The sequence below is a fragment of the Pseudomonas sp. FH1 genome, from assembly GCF_000510895.2.
Lineage (GTDB): Bacteria > Pseudomonadota > Gammaproteobacteria > Pseudomonadales > Pseudomonadaceae > Aquipseudomonas > Aquipseudomonas azotoformans_A.
In genome coordinates, this window is the sequence record NZ_AOHM01000146.1 from 103,094 (window position 1) to 117,914 (window position 14,821).

The 14,821-nt window shown below is 63.2% G+C and carries 13 protein-coding genes; 12 read left to right on the forward strand and 1 reads right to left on the reverse strand.

The features are described 5' to 3' along the window. Nucleotides 1-61 precede the first annotated feature (61 nt). Nucleotides 62-544 (reverse strand): sigma-70 family RNA polymerase sigma factor, encoded by a 483-nt coding sequence (locus tag H096_RS32310; protein WP_033903279.1) that lies wholly within the window; start codon nucleotides 542-544, stop codon nucleotides 62-64. A 255-nt stretch (nucleotides 545-799) separates the two neighbouring features. Between H096_RS32310 and H096_RS32315 the strand changes: the two genes are divergently transcribed. The 12 genes from H096_RS32315 (at nucleotide 800) to H096_RS32370 (ending at nucleotide 14,418) form a co-directional block, all read left to right on the forward strand. After that, a complete protein-coding gene (locus tag H096_RS32315; RefSeq protein ID WP_033903280.1) occupies nucleotides 800-1,969 on the forward strand; it encodes an efflux RND transporter periplasmic adaptor subunit in 1,170 nt (389 codons plus the stop codon). Nucleotide 1,970: 1 nt separating this feature from the next. Then, the gene (locus H096_RS32320) at nucleotides 1,971-3,941 is read left to right on the forward strand and encodes a MacB family efflux pump subunit (RefSeq protein WP_033903281.1); all 1,971 of its coding nucleotides are present in this window, start codon (nucleotides 1,971-1,973) and stop codon (nucleotides 3,939-3,941) included. Beyond that, nucleotides 3,934-5,337 carry an efflux transporter outer membrane subunit gene (locus H096_RS32325; protein ID WP_033903282.1) on the forward strand — a complete coding sequence of 468 codons (1,404 nt, stop codon included), beginning with the start codon at nucleotides 3,934-3,936 and terminating at the stop codon, nucleotides 5,335-5,337. Before H096_RS32320 ends, H096_RS32325 begins: the two co-directional genes overlap by 8 nt. Before the next feature lie 104 nt (nucleotides 5,338-5,441). Next, nucleotides 5,442-6,185, forward strand: coding sequence for an alpha/beta fold hydrolase (locus H096_RS32330; RefSeq protein ID WP_033903283.1), 744 nt, complete (start codon nucleotides 5,442-5,444; stop codon nucleotides 6,183-6,185). Between the two features lie 107 nt (nucleotides 6,186-6,292). Then, a complete protein-coding gene (locus H096_RS32335; RefSeq protein ID WP_033903284.1) occupies nucleotides 6,293-7,063 on the forward strand; it encodes an FCD domain-containing protein in 771 nt (256 codons plus the stop codon). A 95-nt stretch (nucleotides 7,064-7,158) separates the two neighbouring features. After that, entirely contained in the window at nucleotides 7,159-8,361 is a 1,203-nt protein-coding gene (locus tag H096_RS32340) for an ABC transporter substrate-binding protein (protein ID WP_033903285.1), read from the forward strand. 58 nt (nucleotides 8,362-8,419) lie between these two features. Further along, entirely contained in the window at nucleotides 8,420-9,280 is an 861-nt protein-coding gene (locus tag H096_RS32345; protein ID WP_016974865.1) for a branched-chain amino acid ABC transporter permease, read from the forward strand. Nucleotide 9,281: 1 nt separating this feature from the next. Then, nucleotides 9,282-10,292 carry a branched-chain amino acid ABC transporter permease gene (locus tag H096_RS32350; RefSeq protein WP_033903287.1) on the forward strand — a complete coding sequence of 337 codons (1,011 nt, stop codon included), beginning with the start codon at nucleotides 9,282-9,284 and terminating at the stop codon, nucleotides 10,290-10,292. Continuing rightward, entirely contained in the window at nucleotides 10,289-11,038 is a 750-nt protein-coding gene (locus H096_RS32355; protein ID WP_033903288.1) for an ABC transporter ATP-binding protein, read from the forward strand. Before H096_RS32350 ends, H096_RS32355 begins: the two co-directional genes overlap by 4 nt. Then, nucleotides 11,038-11,733 carry an ABC transporter ATP-binding protein gene (locus tag H096_RS32360; RefSeq protein WP_033903291.1) on the forward strand — a complete coding sequence of 232 codons (696 nt, stop codon included), beginning with the start codon at nucleotides 11,038-11,040 and terminating at the stop codon, nucleotides 11,731-11,733. Before H096_RS32355 ends, H096_RS32360 begins: the two co-directional genes overlap by 1 nt. Before the next feature lie 13 nt (nucleotides 11,734-11,746). Then, nucleotides 11,747-13,015: a Zn-dependent hydrolase gene (locus tag H096_RS32365; RefSeq protein ID WP_033903292.1), complete on the forward strand. Its 1,269-nt coding sequence runs from the start codon at nucleotides 11,747-11,749 to the stop codon at nucleotides 13,013-13,015. Further along, on the forward strand, nucleotides 13,012-14,418 hold the full coding sequence (locus H096_RS32370; protein WP_033903293.1) for an amidase: 1,407 nt from the start codon (nucleotides 13,012-13,014) through the stop codon (nucleotides 14,416-14,418). The genes H096_RS32365 and H096_RS32370 overlap by 4 nt, the downstream gene beginning before the upstream one ends. The last annotated feature ends 403 nt before the right edge of the window (nucleotides 14,419-14,821 follow it).

Sequence of the window (14,821 nt, forward strand, 5' to 3'; positions counted from 1 at the left end):
ACAACAGGCCGTGTGTTGATAGGAAACGAGGACAGTGAAATAAAATTTAACTGATCATTGATCAGTGCGCTTCCCACTCGCGCATCCGCACCCGGCAGTGCTTCATGGCGTTGACGATGTGTTTTTCCACCAGGGCGCGGGAAATGCACAGGCGTTCGGCGATCTGCAGGTGGGTCAGGCCTTCGAGCTTGCGCAGCAGGAAGCTGTCGCGACAGGCCGCCGGCAGCTCGGCCAGGGCGCGTTCGAGCAGTTCCAGGCGCTGGCCGTGGTCGTGACTGGTATGGGGCGAACTGCTGGCGAAGCACTCTTGCGCATCCAGCACGTCCAGGGGTTCGACCTGGCGCAAGGCGTTGCGCCGATGGCCGTCGATCACCAGGTTGAGCGCGGTGCGGTACAAAAAGGCACGGGGTTGTTCGATCGGCGTGTCGCTGGAACGCTCCAGCACCCGGACATAAGCGTCATGCACCACATCTTCGGCCACCTGACGGTTGCCCAGCTTGGCGTTGAGGAAACACACCAGCTCGCGATAGTAGTTTTCCAACATGACTCCCGACCGCCGGGTGGCGGCATTAGGTCCTTGGGTGCAAATAAAGACAGCCTTCAGGTGATGGCAGTTTGAGTGCGTGCAATTTATAGTAATTCTCATCTACTTTTAAAGCAGACTTGCATCAACGGACGATTTTTTTCTTCAAAGGAGCTGTAACTGCTTATGTAACTGCCTAAATCCCCGCGCAATTCCCTCGTTTACTTGTCAGCTCCCCGCAACTGCGGTCCGAACTTTCCTGGCTGGAACCAAAGCATGAAACGCCCTCGACCTGCCCGACGCGCCTTGCTTGTTATCGCGTGCCTGATCCCCATTATCGCTGTCGCGGCCTGGCAAGTGCTGCCGCCGGGGCGTGACACCCTCACCACCGTCACCGTCACCCGCGGCAGTATCGAAAACAGTGTGACCGCCCTGGGCACCCTGCAGCCGCGCCGTTACGTGGACGTGGGCGCCCAGGCCTCCGGACAGATCCGCAAGATCCACGTCGAGGCCGGCGACCAGGTCGAGGAAGGCCAGTTGCTGGTGGAGATCGACCCTTCCACGCAAAAAGCCAAGCTGGACGCCAGCCGCTACGCCATCGAAAACCTCAAGGCCCAATTGCAGGAGCAAAAGGCCCAGCACGAATTGGCACGCCAGAAGCACCAGCGCCAGCAACGCCTGGCCGCCGGCAACGCCACCCGTGAAGAAGACGTGCAAACCGCCAAGGCCGAACTGAGCGCCACCCAGGCGCGGGTCGACATGTTCCAGGCGCAGATTCAGCAAGCCCAGGCCAGCCTGCGCAGTGACGAAGCGGAATTGGGCTACACACGCATCTACGCGCCCATGGCCGGCACCGTGGTGGCGGTAGACGCGCGGGTCGGCCAGACCCTCAACGCCCAACAGCAGACGCCGTTGATCCTGCGCATCGCCAAGTTGTCGCCGATGACCGTGTGGGCGGAAGTCTCGGAAGCCGATATCGGCCACGTCAAACCGGGCATGACCGCCTATTTCACTACCCTGAGCGGCGGTAACCGGCGCTGGACCAGCACCGTGCGCCAGATCCTGCCGATCCCGCCCAAGCCGTTGAATGAAACCCAGGGCAGCGGCAGCCCCAACAGCACCAGCAAAAGCGGCAGCGGCCGCGTGGTGCTGTACACCGTGCTGCTGGACGTGGACAACAGCGACAACGCGCTGATGGCGGAAATGACCACCCAGGTATTTTTCGTCGCCAGCCAGGTCAAGGACGCCCTCACCGCGCCGGTCGCCGCGTTATCGGGCACGGCCAATGCCAACCGGCAGATCGCCCAGGTCGTGGGCAAGAATGGCCGCATCGAACAACGCCAGGTGCAGGTGGGCATCAGCGACCGCCTGCGCGTCCAGGTGCTCGACGGCTTGAGCGAAGGCGATCAACTGCTGATCGGCCCGGCCGACGGCAACGGGGGTTGAGTTGACCACACCCCTGATCGAACTCAAGAACATCCGCAAGTCCTACGGCGGCGGCGACAGCCCGCAAGTCGACGTGTTGCGCGGCATCGACCTGTCGATCCATGCCGGGGAATTCGTCGCCATCGTTGGCGCCTCGGGCTCCGGCAAGTCCACGTTGATGAACATCCTTGGCTGCCTCGACCGTCCAAGCACAGGCGACTACCTGTTCGCCGGGGAAAACGTCGCCCACTTGGACAGCGACGAACTCGCCTGGCTGCGCCGCGAAGCCTTCGGCTTCGTGTTCCAGGGCTACCACCTGATCCCTTCCGGCTCGGCCCAGGAAAACGTCGAGATGCCGGCGATCTATGCCGGTATCAGCGCCGCCGAGCGCCATGCCCGCGCCCATGCCCTGCTCACCCGCCTGGGCCTGGCTGAGCGCACCGGCAACCGTCCACACCAGCTTTCCGGCGGTCAGCAACAGCGGGTCTCCATCGCCCGCGCGTTGATGAACGGCGGGCATATCATCCTCGCCGACGAACCCACCGGCGCCCTCGACAGCCACAGCGGCGCCGAGGTCATGACCCTGCTCGACGAACTCGCCAGCCAAGGCCACGTGGTGATCCTGATTACCCACGACCGCGAAGTGGCGGCGCGGGCCAACCGCATCATCGAGATTCGCGATGGCCTGATCATCAGCGATTCGGCCGACGGCAACGACGTTGCACCGGCATTGGCGAACGGCGCCCTGCAAGCCGTGGACCTGCGCCAGCGCCTGGCCGACGGCGCCGAGCACAATGGCGCGTGGAAAGCCGAGCTGGTAGACGCGGTGCAAGCCGCCTGGCGGGTGATGTGGATCAACCGCTTCCGCACCGCGCTGACCCTGCTGGGGATCATTATCGGCGTAGCCTCGGTGGTGGTGATGCTGGCGGTGGGCGAAGGCAGCAAGCGCCAGGTCATGGCGCAAATGGGCGCGTTCGGCTCCAACATCATTTACCTCAGTGGCTCGTCGCCGAACCCGCGTACGCCGCTGGGCATTGTCACCCTCGATGACGTCCACGCGCTGGCGGCCCTGCCCCAGGTCCAGCGCATCATGCCGGTCAACGGCAGCGAAGCCGGGGTGCGTTACGGCAACGTGGACTACATGGCCTACGTGGGCGGCAATGACACCAATTTCCCGGAGATTTTCAATTGGCCGGTGGTCGAGGGCAGTTACTTCACGGCCGCCGACGAGCGCGCCGCCGCCACCGTGGCGGTGATCGGCCATCGCGTGCGCGAGAAGCTGTTCAAGGGCGAGGTCAACCCGATCGGCCAGTACATCCTGATTGAAAACGTGCCGTTCCAGGTGATCGGTGTGCTGGCGGAAAAAGGTGCCGCCTCCGGCAACAAGGACAGTGACGACCGCGTCGCCATCCCTTACACCGCCGCCAGCGTGCGCCTGTTCGGCAGCTACAACCCCGAGTATGTGGTGATCGCGGCGGCAGATGCGCGCAAGGTCCACGAAGCCGAGGTCGCCATTGATCAGTTGATGCAAAAACTGCACAACGGCAAGCGCGACTACGAGCTGACCAACAACGCCGCGATGATCCAGGCCGAGGCCCGCACGCAGAACACGCTGTCATTGATGCTCGGTTCGATTGCGGCGATTTCCCTGTTGGTGGGCGGCATCGGCGTGATGAACATCATGTTGATGACCGTGCGCGAACGCACCCGTGAAATCGGCATCCGCATGGCCACCGGCGCACGCCAGCGCGACATCCTGCGCCAGTTCCTCACGGAAGCGGTGATGCTCTCGGTGGTCGGCGGTTTGTGTGGCATCGCCCTCGCCTTGTTGGTCGGCGGCGTGTTGGTACTGGCCAAGGTGGCGGTGCAGTTCTCCCTCTTGGCGGTGTTTGGCGCATTTGGTTGCGCACTCGTCACCGGCGTCGTATTCGGCTTCATGCCGGCCCGTAAAGCTGCCCGGCTCGATCCGGTTAAGGCGTTGACCAGTGAATAAACAGTCCTTCTACCTGCCTGCCTTGTGCGTGCTACTCAGCGCCTGCACCGGCAACCCGCCCGCGCTCGACAGCGGGATTGCAGCGCCTGCCGCCTGGCAATTTGCCGAACGCGACGCTGCCCAAGCCACCAACCAGCAATGGTGGACGCAGTTTGGCAGCCCGCAGCTCAACCGTCTGGTCGAACAGGCCCGGCGTGACAGTTTCGACGTGGCCGCCGCCACCGCGCGCGTGCGCCAGGCCCAAGCCAGTGCAGTGATTGCCGGCGCGCCGCTGTTGCCGGAAGTGAAGCTCAACCTCACCACCAGCCGCCAGAAGCTGTTGCGTGGCCCGGGTGGACCGGACCTTGACGCAACGCAAAGCGATGACGCCGTCGACAACTTTGGCGCCAACCTCAGCGCCAGCTACGAAGTGGACTTCTGGGGTGGCCGCGCCGCTGCCCGCGACAGCGCCCTGCATAGCCTGCGCGCCAGCGAATTTGACCAGGCCACCGTGGAGCTGACCTTGCTCAGCAGCGTGGCCGACCGCTACGCGCAAACCCTGGCCGCGCAGCAGCGCCAGCAAATCGCCGAGCTGAACCTGGCCAATGCGCGCAACGTGCTCGACCTGGTGCAGACCCGCTATGACGCCGGCTCCGCCACCGCCCTGGAACTGGCCCAGCAAAAAAGCCTGGTGGCCAGCCAGCAACGCCAACTGCCGCTGATCCAGCAACTGGCCGAAGAGTCGCGGATCACGCTGGCCGCCCTCCTCGGCCAACCGGTCCAGACGTTGGATCTGGGCGCAGAGCCATTCCAGGCACTCACTTGGCCAACGATCGGTGCCGGTATGCCGAGCCAATTGCTCAGCCGCCGTCCTGATATCGCCAAGGCCGAGGCGCAGTTGGCGGCCGCACAGGCCGACGTCACCGTGGCCCGCGCGGCCATGCTGCCCGCCATCACCCTCGGCGCAACCCTGGGCTCCGACGCCTACAAGGCCGTGGATGTCCTGCGCAGCCCCTACTACACGCTGACCGCCGGGCTGGTGGCGCCGATCTTCAACAACGGCCGTTTAAGTGCTGAACGCGACAAGGCCCGCGCGCGCCAGGATGAACTGCTGCAAACCTATCGCGGTGCGATCATCAACGGCTTTGCCGACGTAGAAAAAGCCCTCAGCAGCATCACGCGTCTCGACCAGCAGCGCGAATGGCAAAGCGAAGAACTGCAACAGGCCCAGACCGCCTTCCAGATCGCTGAAAGCCGCTACCAGGCTGGCGCCGAAGACCTGCTCACGGTACTGGAAACCCAACGCACCCTGTACGCGGCCCAGGACCAGAATGTGCAACTGCGGCTGTCGCGCCTGCAGGCCAGCATCGCGTTGTACAAGGCATTGGGCGGCGGCTGGCAGACACAGATCCGATAAACAAAACTCCGCTTTCGTACATCAGCTGTCTTCTCGCCCTACATTCTTCGACCAAAGGTCCTTGGTAAAAAAACCGCTCTCACACGGTTGCCCAGGACCTCTTGATGACTGTCGCAAAATACCTGACGTGCGCCTGTCTCTGGGTAACAGCCAGTGCTGCCCAAGAACTGATTCCCCCCACCGCCATTGATTGGCTGCTGGATTGCCCACTGCCCACCGTTGAACGCCTGGACCCTGAAGTGCTGCAACGCACCCAATGCGGGGTCGTGAGCGTGCCGCGCAATTACGCCGCGCCTCGGCAAGGCAATCTGCGTCTCTACCTGACCCGCGTCGGCGCCCGTGACCCGCTGAACCGCGAAGGCGTGGTGTTCGCCCAAGCTGGCGATGCCCCCAAAAGGAACCAGGGCGGCACCTTTGTCATTCACCTGACCAGCCTCTGGGGCTCCTACTCCAACCCGGCGTATCGCACGCTGGTCAACCGCTACGACGTCATCGAACTCAGCCCCCGCGACCTCGGCAACGACAATGGCGTCGAACAGGCCGCCCAGGACCTGGAGTTTGTTCGCACCCAACTGGGCGACGCCCAACTGCTCTACCTGGGCAATGCCGATGCGGCCCGCCTGGGCAACCGGTACGCGGCGCTGTTTCCCGAACGGGTGGCGCGCATGGTGCTGGTCAATGCGCAGCCGTCTGAATCGGCAGCGCCCCAGGTCGAACAATTACGCTTGAAAGAAATGGCCAAACAGGATGCCAGCAGCTGCATCAACCGCTGGGTGGGCGACTTCCTGGTCTTCGGCAAGCAGCCTCCGCCATCCACACGTTGCCTGGATTCGGGCAACAGCGAGTAACCACCCGATTGCGACCTGTTGCCATCGAAAACGACACCCGCCGTTGACGCTGCATCCCGATCGTTATTAAGTGCTATTAATCCGCATTAATACGATAAATCGAACTTATGCTAAGCCGCCCGCTACGACGCAAACGCCAGAAGCTGTCCGATGTGATTGTCGAGTCGGTCAAGCGCTCCATCGTCACCGACGCCTTGAAGCCCGGCGACCGCCTGCCCACCGAACGCGAGCTGATGGAAAGCTTCCAGTGCTCCAAAGGTTCGGCCCGCGAAGCGCTCAAGGCGCTGGAAGTCGAAGGCCTGGTGAGCACCCGCACCGGGCCCAGCGGCGGCGCCTACCTGAACCAGGCCGGCACCGAACCGGCCAGCCGCGCGTTGCGCAACTACCTGCACTTCCAGCATCTGGACGGCGAACAGGTGTACCAACTGCGCAAAGTCATCGAAGTGGAACTGGCGGTATCGGTGCTCGGGCGCTTGAGCGAAGAGGACTACCAGGCCCTGCAAGACAACGTGGATTTTTGCAGCGCCCCCGAAGACAGTGAAGCCGGCCAGCGTGAACAGCGCCTGGCGGAGCTGGAGTTCCATAACCTGCTGGCCAAGGCCTGCCCCAACCCGTTGCTGAGTTTCATGGCGCAGTTCCTCAACGATCTGCTGCGCGACCTGGTGGTGCTGAAAAAAGCCTACAAGCCCAAGCGCAAGCAGTTCGACGCCGCCAACCTCGACTATCACAAGCAGTTGCTGATCGCCTTTCGTGCCGGGGATGAAAGCGCGGTGCGCAGCTTGATGCATGAACACATGTGCGATGCCGAACACCACATGACCGCCCTTGAAGGCCAGGTCAGCCCGCACTTTTTGCTGGAGTTCGATCACACCCACTGACAGCCCCCCCTCCAATAACAGGCCTGCCCACAGGCCCTTGCTCCACCGTATCGCCATTGCCACTCCTGCCAATAACTAAACCAGGGAGTCACCCCATGCAGCGTCGTACGTTGTTGAAAGCCAGTCTTACCGCAGCCGCCGCCCTCAGCCTCCCGCTGAGCATCCGGTCTGCATTCGCCGCCGAGCCTTTTACCTTTTACGGCCTCAAGTCCATGTCTGGCGCCTTTGCCAGCTATGGCAAGTTTGCCGACATGGGTTCGCGCCTGGCGGTGGAACAACACCCCGAGCTGCTCGGCCGCCCGCTGAACTACAAGGTGATCGACACCGAGGGCAATGCCGGCAAGGCTGTGCGCAAGGTGCAGGAAGCCATCCAGCAGGATGGCGCGCGGTTCTTCCAGGGCTGCACCCTGTCGTCCTCGGCACTGGCGGTGGCCAAGGAAGTGGACAAGGTCGGCGGTGTGTTCATGACCCCGGTGGGCGCCGATGAAGTCACCGGCAAGGACTGCAACAAGGCAACCTTCCGCTGGTCGGTGCCTACCTACGGCGCGATCCGCGAAACCATGGTGCCGCTGATCAAGCTGCTGCCGGACGCCAAGCGCTGGTACACCATCACCCCGCAGTACGTGTTCGGCGAAGCGCTGCTCGAAGGCGCGAAGAATGTGCTCAAGGAAAACGGCCTTGAACACATCGGCAACAGCTACCACTCGTTGCAGGAGCAGGAATTTTCCGGCTACCTGACCAATGCCATCGCCGCCAAACCCGATGTGCTAGTGCTGCTCAACTTCGGCAGCCAGTCGTCCAACACGCTGCGCCAGGCGGTGAACTTCGGTATCAAGGAACGCATGAAAGTCCTGCTGGTGTGGTCCGCCGGCCTCGACCAGTTCCAGGAACTGGGCAGCGACGTGCTGGAAGGCGTGTACCTCGGCGCGCAGTACTGGCACCAGGTCGACACCCCGCTCAACCGTGAACTGGTCAAGCTCACCCAAGCCAAATACGGCATCAACCCTACCTACCCGCTGGCCGCCGATTACATCAGCACCAAGGTCATGCTCGAAGCCATTATTTCTACCGGCAGCTTCGACGGGCCGACCGTGGCCAAGGCCCTGCAAGGCCTGAGCTACGAAGGGCCCACCGGCAAGGAATCGATCCGCGCCGGCGACCACCAGGTGATCAAGGATTACTACCTGCTGATCGGCAAGGCCACCGCCGACATGGCCGACAAGGATGACCTGGCCAAGGTGCTCAGCGCCGGCCAGTCGTTCCCGCCGGTGGAAGCCACGGGCTGCACGCTCGGCTGATCCCCCTGAATTTGGTAGCGCAGGGCCGTGCAAGCGGCTTCCTGCAGAGGGTTCCTGCATGCTTAATCTTTACCTGTTCCAGATCCTCAACGGCCTTGGGCTGGGGATGATCTACTTCCTGATCGCGGTCGGGCTGACGATCATTTTCGGCCTGCTCAACTTCGTCAACTTCGCCCACGGCGCGTTTTTCCTGCTGGGTGCCTACATCTGCTACACCGCCGTGAGCCTCACCGGCAACTTCTGGCTGGCGTTGCTGATTGCGCCGCTGGTGGTGGCCGCGCTGGCCTGGGCCATCGAACGGTTGTTGATCCAGCGCATCTATCACTTACCGCACATGTTCCAGATCCTGGTGACCTTGGGGATCGCGCTGATCATCCAGGAGGCCAGCGTGATGATCTGGGGCCCGGTCGGCAAAAGCGTCGCCGTGCCGGAACTACTGCGCGGCGTGCTGGTGGTGGGTGACTTCGTCTACCCCTACTACCGCCTCTTTCTCATCGTGTTTTCCGGGCTGGTCGGCCTGGGCCTGTGGCTGCTGCTGGAACGCACGCGTTTCGGCGCCCTGGTGCGGGCCGGCAGTGAAAGCACCGAAACCGTGTCGCTGCTGGGCACCAACATCTTCCGGCTGTTCTCCATGACCTTCGCCCTCGGCGTGGCCCTGGCCGGTGTCGCGGGCGTGCTGTTCGCCCCGTTGCGCGGCGCGCAGCCCTTTGTCGGCCCGGAAATTCTCGGCGTGGCCTTCGTGGTGGTGGTGATCGGCGGCATGGGCTCGTTCAGCGGTGCGCTGGTCGGCGGTTTGCTGGTGGGCGTGGTGCAAAGCCTGATGACCACACTCTGGCCCCAGGGCGCGAGCTTGATGATCTACGGCGCCATGGCCGTGGTGATTCTGGTCCGTCCCTACGGCCTGTTTGGGAGAGCCTGACATGAGCGAGAAAAATCCCCTACCGTTTGCCAAGACGCAATCGCGCGCGATGTTGCTGTGGGTGTTGGCGGTGCTGATCGGCCTGCCCTTGATACTGCCGTCGGCGACCCTGGCCACCGAGATCCTGATCTTTGCCATGGCGGCCCTGGCCTGCAACCTGCTGCTGGGCTACACCGGCCTGCTCTCCTTCGGCCAAGGCATCTTCTTCGGGGCCGGCGCGTATTGCGCGGCGTTGCTAATGATCCATCTGCAATTAGGCCTGTTCACCGCGTTGCTCGGTGCCGCCGTGGCCGGTGGTTTCCTGGCGTTGCTGGTGGGCGCCCTGGCCATCCGTCGCACCGGCATCTACTTCGTGATGCTGACCCTGGCGTTCAGCCAGATGGCCTACTTTGTCGCCTACACCCTCAGCGACTGGACCGGTGGCGACAACGGCCTGCTCAGTGTGCCGCGCCCGGAGATCCGCATAGGTGAAACCGTGCTGCTGTCACTGGCCGACGCCCGCGCCTTTTACGGCTTTGTCGCGGTGCTGTTCCTGTTGATCTTCATCGGCGCCCGCCGGGTGATCGCCTCGCCATTCGGCAGCACCTTGATGGCGATCCGCGAAAACGAAACCCGCGCCTCGGCCATCGGCTACGACACGCGGCACTTCAAGATCCTGGTGTTTGTGCTGTCCGGCGCCGTTACCGGGATTGCCGGCGCGCTGTACGCCATGCTGCTGCACTTTGTGCCGCTGTCGAATATCGACCTGGCGATGTCCGAGAACATCCTGATCATGACCATCGTCGGCGGCACCGGCTCATTGTTCGGCTCGCTGCTCGGCGCCGGTTCCATCGTGCTGCTCGGGGATTTCCTCTCCGACCTGTGGCCACGCTGGCTGATGCTGCTGGGGGTGATCCTGATCCTGGTGGTGATCTTCATGCGCGGTGGTTTGTGGGGCGGCCTGGCGTCGCTGTTCGACAAGGTACGCGGCCATCGCAACACGGCCGCTGTCGCCAAGGAGGAAGGGCTATGAGCATCCTTTTGGAAACCAGAGACCTGGAACTGGCCTATGGCGCGTTCCACGCGGTGAACGGCGTGAATCTCAAGGTCGAGGCCGGCACCATCCACACCATCATCGGCCCTAACGGCGCGGGCAAGACCAGCCTGTTCCACTGCCTCACCGGCGAACGCCAGGCCACCGCCGGGGCGATTCATTTCGACGGCAGGAACCTGATGCGCAAGCCTGCTCACGGCCGCGTCGGCCTGGGTATGGCGCGCTCGTTCCAGCTCACCAGCCTGTTCCAGAACCTCAGCGTGCGCGAAAACCTGCGCCTGGCCGCCCAAGGCCGTGACGGCGCGCTCGCGTTGAATTTCTGGCGCCGCGTCGACAGCAAGCGCGAACACCTGGAGATGGCCGACCAGGTGCTGGAACGCCTGCAACTCACCGCCCGCGCCAACACCCTGGCCGGTGAGTTGTCCCACGGCCAGCAGCGGGTGCTGGAGGTGGGCATGTCGATCTGCTCCAAACCGAAACTGTTGATGCTCGACGAGCCCACCTCGGGCATGGGCATCGATGACATCCCGATCATGACCCAGTTGATCAGCGACCTCGGCCGCGACCACACGGTGCTGCTGATCGAACACAACATGAGCATCGTCATGTCCATCAGCCAACGCATCACGGTGATGAGCCACGGCCAGATCCTGGTGGAAGGCACGCCCGAATCCGTGCGCGCCGATGAACGCGTGCGCACCGCTTACCTTGGGGAGGCTGCCTGATGCTGATCGTCGAGAACATCCATTCCTACTACGACAAGAGCCATGTGCTGGAAGGTGTGTCGCTGACCGTCAACCCTGGCGAACTGGTGACGCTGCTGGGGCGCAATGGCGCTGGCAAGACCACCACCTTGCGCAGCATCCTCGGCATCATCTGCCCGCGCCAGGGCCAGATCCATTTCAACGGCCAGGCATTGGTGGGCCAGAAGATCTTCGAAATTGCCCGCCAGGGCCTGGCGCTGGTGCCGGAGAACCGTGGGATTTTCCGCCTGCTCACCGTCGAGGAAAACCTGCGCATCGCCGCACGCAAGACCAGCCGCTGGCAGCTCGACGACGTGTACGCCATGTTTCCGCGCCTCAAGGAGCGCCGCAAAAACGCCGGCCACGCGTTGTCCGGCGGCGAGCAGCAGATGCTCGCCATCGCCCGTGCCCTGCTCAACGATCCCAAGCTATTGATCCTCGATGAACCCACCGAAGGCCTGGCACCGGTGATCGTCGACGAGTTGGTTAAGATCCTGCGCAAGGTCAAGGACGACGGCCTGCCGGTGCTGCTGGTGGAACAGAACCTGATGGTCTGCGACAAGCTCGCCGACCGCCATTACGTGCTCGAACAGGGCCGCGTGGTCTACGAGGGCAGCGCCGAAGCCTTCCGCGCCGACCCGACCATCAAAAACCGTTACCTGGCCCTGAGTGCCTGACCGGAGACTGCTGATGAATAGTTTTGCGCAACCGCTCAAGAGCAACGCCCCGCTGATCAACCGCGACCGCCTGTGGCAATCCTTGATGGACCTGGCCCAGCTCGGCGCCACCGTCAAAGGCGGCGTATGTCGCCTGGCCCTCACCGATCTCGACCGCCAGGCCCGCGACCTGTTTGTGCAATGGTGCGAGGCCGCCGGGTGCAGCGTCACGGTCGACGCTATCGGCAATATCTTTGCGCGCCGCGCCGGGCGCAATCCGGCCCTGCCCCCGGTGATGACCGGCAGCCATATCGACACCCAACCCACGGGCGGCAAGTTCGACGGCTGTTATGGGGTAATGGCCGGACTGGAAGTGATCCGCACCCTGAATGATTTGAACATCGAAACCCAAGCGCCGATTGAAGTGGTGGTGTGGACCAACGAAGAAGGCTCGCGTTTTCCGCCGTGCATGATGGGTTCCGGGGTGTTTGCCGGTAAGTTCGATTTGCAGGACACCCTCGACAAAGTCGATGACCAGGGCCTGTCGGTGGGCGCCGAATTGCAACGCATTGGGTATGCCGGCTCCCGCGCCGTGCTCGGCCACCCGGTCGGCGCTTACTTCGAAGCACATATCGAACAGGGCCCGGTGCTGGAAGACCAGGCCACTACCATCGGCGTGGTCATGGGCTGCCTGGGCCAGAAGTGGTTCGACCTGACCTTCACCGGCGTCGAAGCCCACGCCGGCCCGACGCCGATGCACCTGCGCAAGGACGCCCTGGTCGGCGCTGCCGAGGTGGTCAGCGCGGTCAACCGCATCGCCCACCAACAGCAACCCCACGCCTGCGGCACGGTCGGTTGCCTGAGCCTGCACCCCGGTTCGCGCAACGTGATTCCCGGCCAGGTGCACATGACCCTCGACCTGCGTCACCTGCATGCAGACAAACTACACGCCATGGTCGATGAAGTGCGCGGCGTGATCGAAGCCACCGCCGCCAGGCACGGGTTGGCGTATGAACTGACGCCAACCGCCGACTTCCCACCGCTGGACTTCGCCCCAGCCTGCGTCAACGCAGTACGAGAAGGCGCCGAAGCCTTGGGCTTGAGCCATATGGACATCGTCAGCGGTGCCGGCCACGACGCGATTTTCGTCGCTGAACTGGGTCCGGCCGGGATGATCTTTGTGCCCTGCGAAGGCGGCATCAGCCATAACGAAATCGAAAACGCCGCGCCGGATGACCTGGCAGCGGGCTGCGCGGTATTGCTGCGCGCCATGGTCAATGCGGCGCAGGGGGAAATCGCATGAGTGAGATCGGCCAACTGACGGCGGTGCAACTGCTGCAGCATTTTCGCGACAAGACCTTGTCGCCGGTGGAAGTCACCGAGGATGCCCTGCTGCGTATCGAACGCTTCAATCCGGTGGTGAACGCCTATTGCCACGTGGACCCGCAAGGCGCGCTGAACGCCGCGCGCGCCTCGGAACAACGCTGGCTCAACGGCCAGCCCTGCGGCCCGTTGGACGGCGTGCCCTCTTCGATCAAGGACCTGACGCTGACCATCGGCATGCCGACCCGCAAGGGCTCACGCACCTCATCCGCCGAGGGGCCGTGGGACATCGACGCGCCCTTCCCGGCCTTTATGCGCAAGGCCGGTGCGGTACTGTTGGGCAAAACCACCACCCCGGAATTCGGCTGGAAAGGCGTCACCGACAACCCGTTGTATGGCATCACCCGCAACCCCTGGGACACCCGTACCACGGCAGGCGGTTCGTCCGGCGGCGCGGGCGCGGCGGCGGCGTTGAACCTGGGCGTGCTGCACCAGGGCAGCGATGCGGGCGGTTCGATCCGGATTCCCTGTGCGTTTACTGGCACTTTTGGCATTAAGCCGACCTTCGGTTATGTACCGCAATGGCCGGCCAGTTCCATGACCATCCTGTCGCACCTGGGGCCGATGACCCGTACGGTGGAAGACAGCGTCTTGATGCTGCAAACCATCGCCCAGCCGGACGCACGGGATGGCTTGATCGGTGCTCCACGCACCACACCATGGTTGACGCCGGGTACGGATTTGAAAGGGTTGCGCGTGGCCTACAGTCCGAACTTCGGTTACGTAGAGGTCGACCCACAAGTGGCCAAGGTGGTGGCGGAGGCGGTGCGAGGCCTGGAACAACTGGGCGCCCACGTCGAGCAGATCGACCCCGGTTTCAGTGACCCACTGGACGTCTTCAGCACCTTATGGGCAGCCGGCGCGGCACGCCTGACCGGCGCCATGAGCGAGACACAAAAACAACTGCTCGACCCCGGCCTGCTGCGCATCGCCCAACGCGGCGAACGCTTGAGCCTGGACGACTTCAACGCAGCCCTTGAAGCCCGCGCCGCACTGGTAGCACGCATGGCGGCGTTTCATGAACACTACGATGTGCTGGTGTCGCCGATGATGCCGATCACGGCATTCGAGGCCGGGCACGACGTACCACCCAGCTCCGGTTTACAGGAGTGGACACAATGGACGCAATTCACCTACCCCTTCAACCTGACCCAGCAACCGGCGGCATCGGTGCCGTGTGGGTTGGCGGCAAATGGCTTACCCGTGGGGTTGCATGTAGTAGGCGCACGATTTGCCGACGAGCAGGTGTTGCGGGTGTGCCAGGTATATGCAAAAGCATTCCCCACAAAGCACTTACAAGCCCCAATCACCAAACCCCTGTAGACCCCGCCAACCACGATGCGAAGCGAGCCGCTCTTGATCTTGATCTCAGGCGCCCCGTCAAACACGCTGGCCGGAATTCGGCAGGGATTTGGGGGGTAAACCGGCAGGGATGCCGGTTTAGCCGCCCCGCGCCATGGATGGCGCGTGGCGGCGGCCCCCCAAATCACTGTCGGATTACGGGCATACCGAGCCTAGGCGAGGTACCGAGTGTTGGGGCAAGAGCCTTTTGGTTACTTTTGGGCTCTTTTCAAAAGTGACCCGCCGTAAGGGCGGAACCAATAGCCGCCGTTACCGCAGCAATGGATATGTACTCCGTCTGATCCAACATCCTGGTCGCCTGTCAGGCCGCCTTCGCAGGCAAGCCAGCTCCCACATTTGGATCGCAGGGCTACAGTTAGATAGC

Excerpts from the sequence above, each read along its gene's own strand:
- H096_RS32370 (WP_033903293.1), top strand. The coding sequence starts at position 13,012 with ATGAGTGAGATCGGCCAACTGACGGCGGTGCAACTGCTGCAGCATTTT.
- H096_RS32355 (WP_033903288.1), top strand. The coding sequence starts at position 10,289 with ATGAGCATCCTTTTGGAAACCAGAGACCTGGAACTGGCCTATGGCGCG.
- H096_RS32365 (WP_033903292.1), top strand. The coding sequence starts at position 11,747 with ATGAATAGTTTTGCGCAACCGCTCAAGAGCAACGCCCCGCTGATCAAC.
- H096_RS32340 (WP_033903285.1), top strand. The coding sequence starts at position 7,159 with ATGCAGCGTCGTACGTTGTTGAAAGCCAGTCTTACCGCAGCCGCCGCC.
- H096_RS32330 (WP_033903283.1), top strand. The coding sequence starts at position 5,442 with ATGACTGTCGCAAAATACCTGACGTGCGCCTGTCTCTGGGTAACAGCC.
- H096_RS32345 (WP_016974865.1), top strand. The coding sequence starts at position 8,420 with ATGCTTAATCTTTACCTGTTCCAGATCCTCAACGGCCTTGGGCTGGGG.
- H096_RS32315 (WP_033903280.1), top strand. The coding sequence starts at position 800 with ATGAAACGCCCTCGACCTGCCCGACGCGCCTTGCTTGTTATCGCGTGC.
- H096_RS32335 (WP_033903284.1), top strand. The coding sequence starts at position 6,293 with ATGCTAAGCCGCCCGCTACGACGCAAACGCCAGAAGCTGTCCGATGTG.
- H096_RS32360 (WP_033903291.1), top strand. The coding sequence starts at position 11,038 with ATGCTGATCGTCGAGAACATCCATTCCTACTACGACAAGAGCCATGTG.
- H096_RS32350 (WP_033903287.1), top strand. The coding sequence starts at position 9,282 with ATGAGCGAGAAAAATCCCCTACCGTTTGCCAAGACGCAATCGCGCGCG.
- H096_RS32310 (WP_033903279.1), bottom strand. The coding sequence starts at position 544 with ATGTTGGAAAACTACTATCGCGAGCTGGTGTGTTTCCTCAACGCCAAG.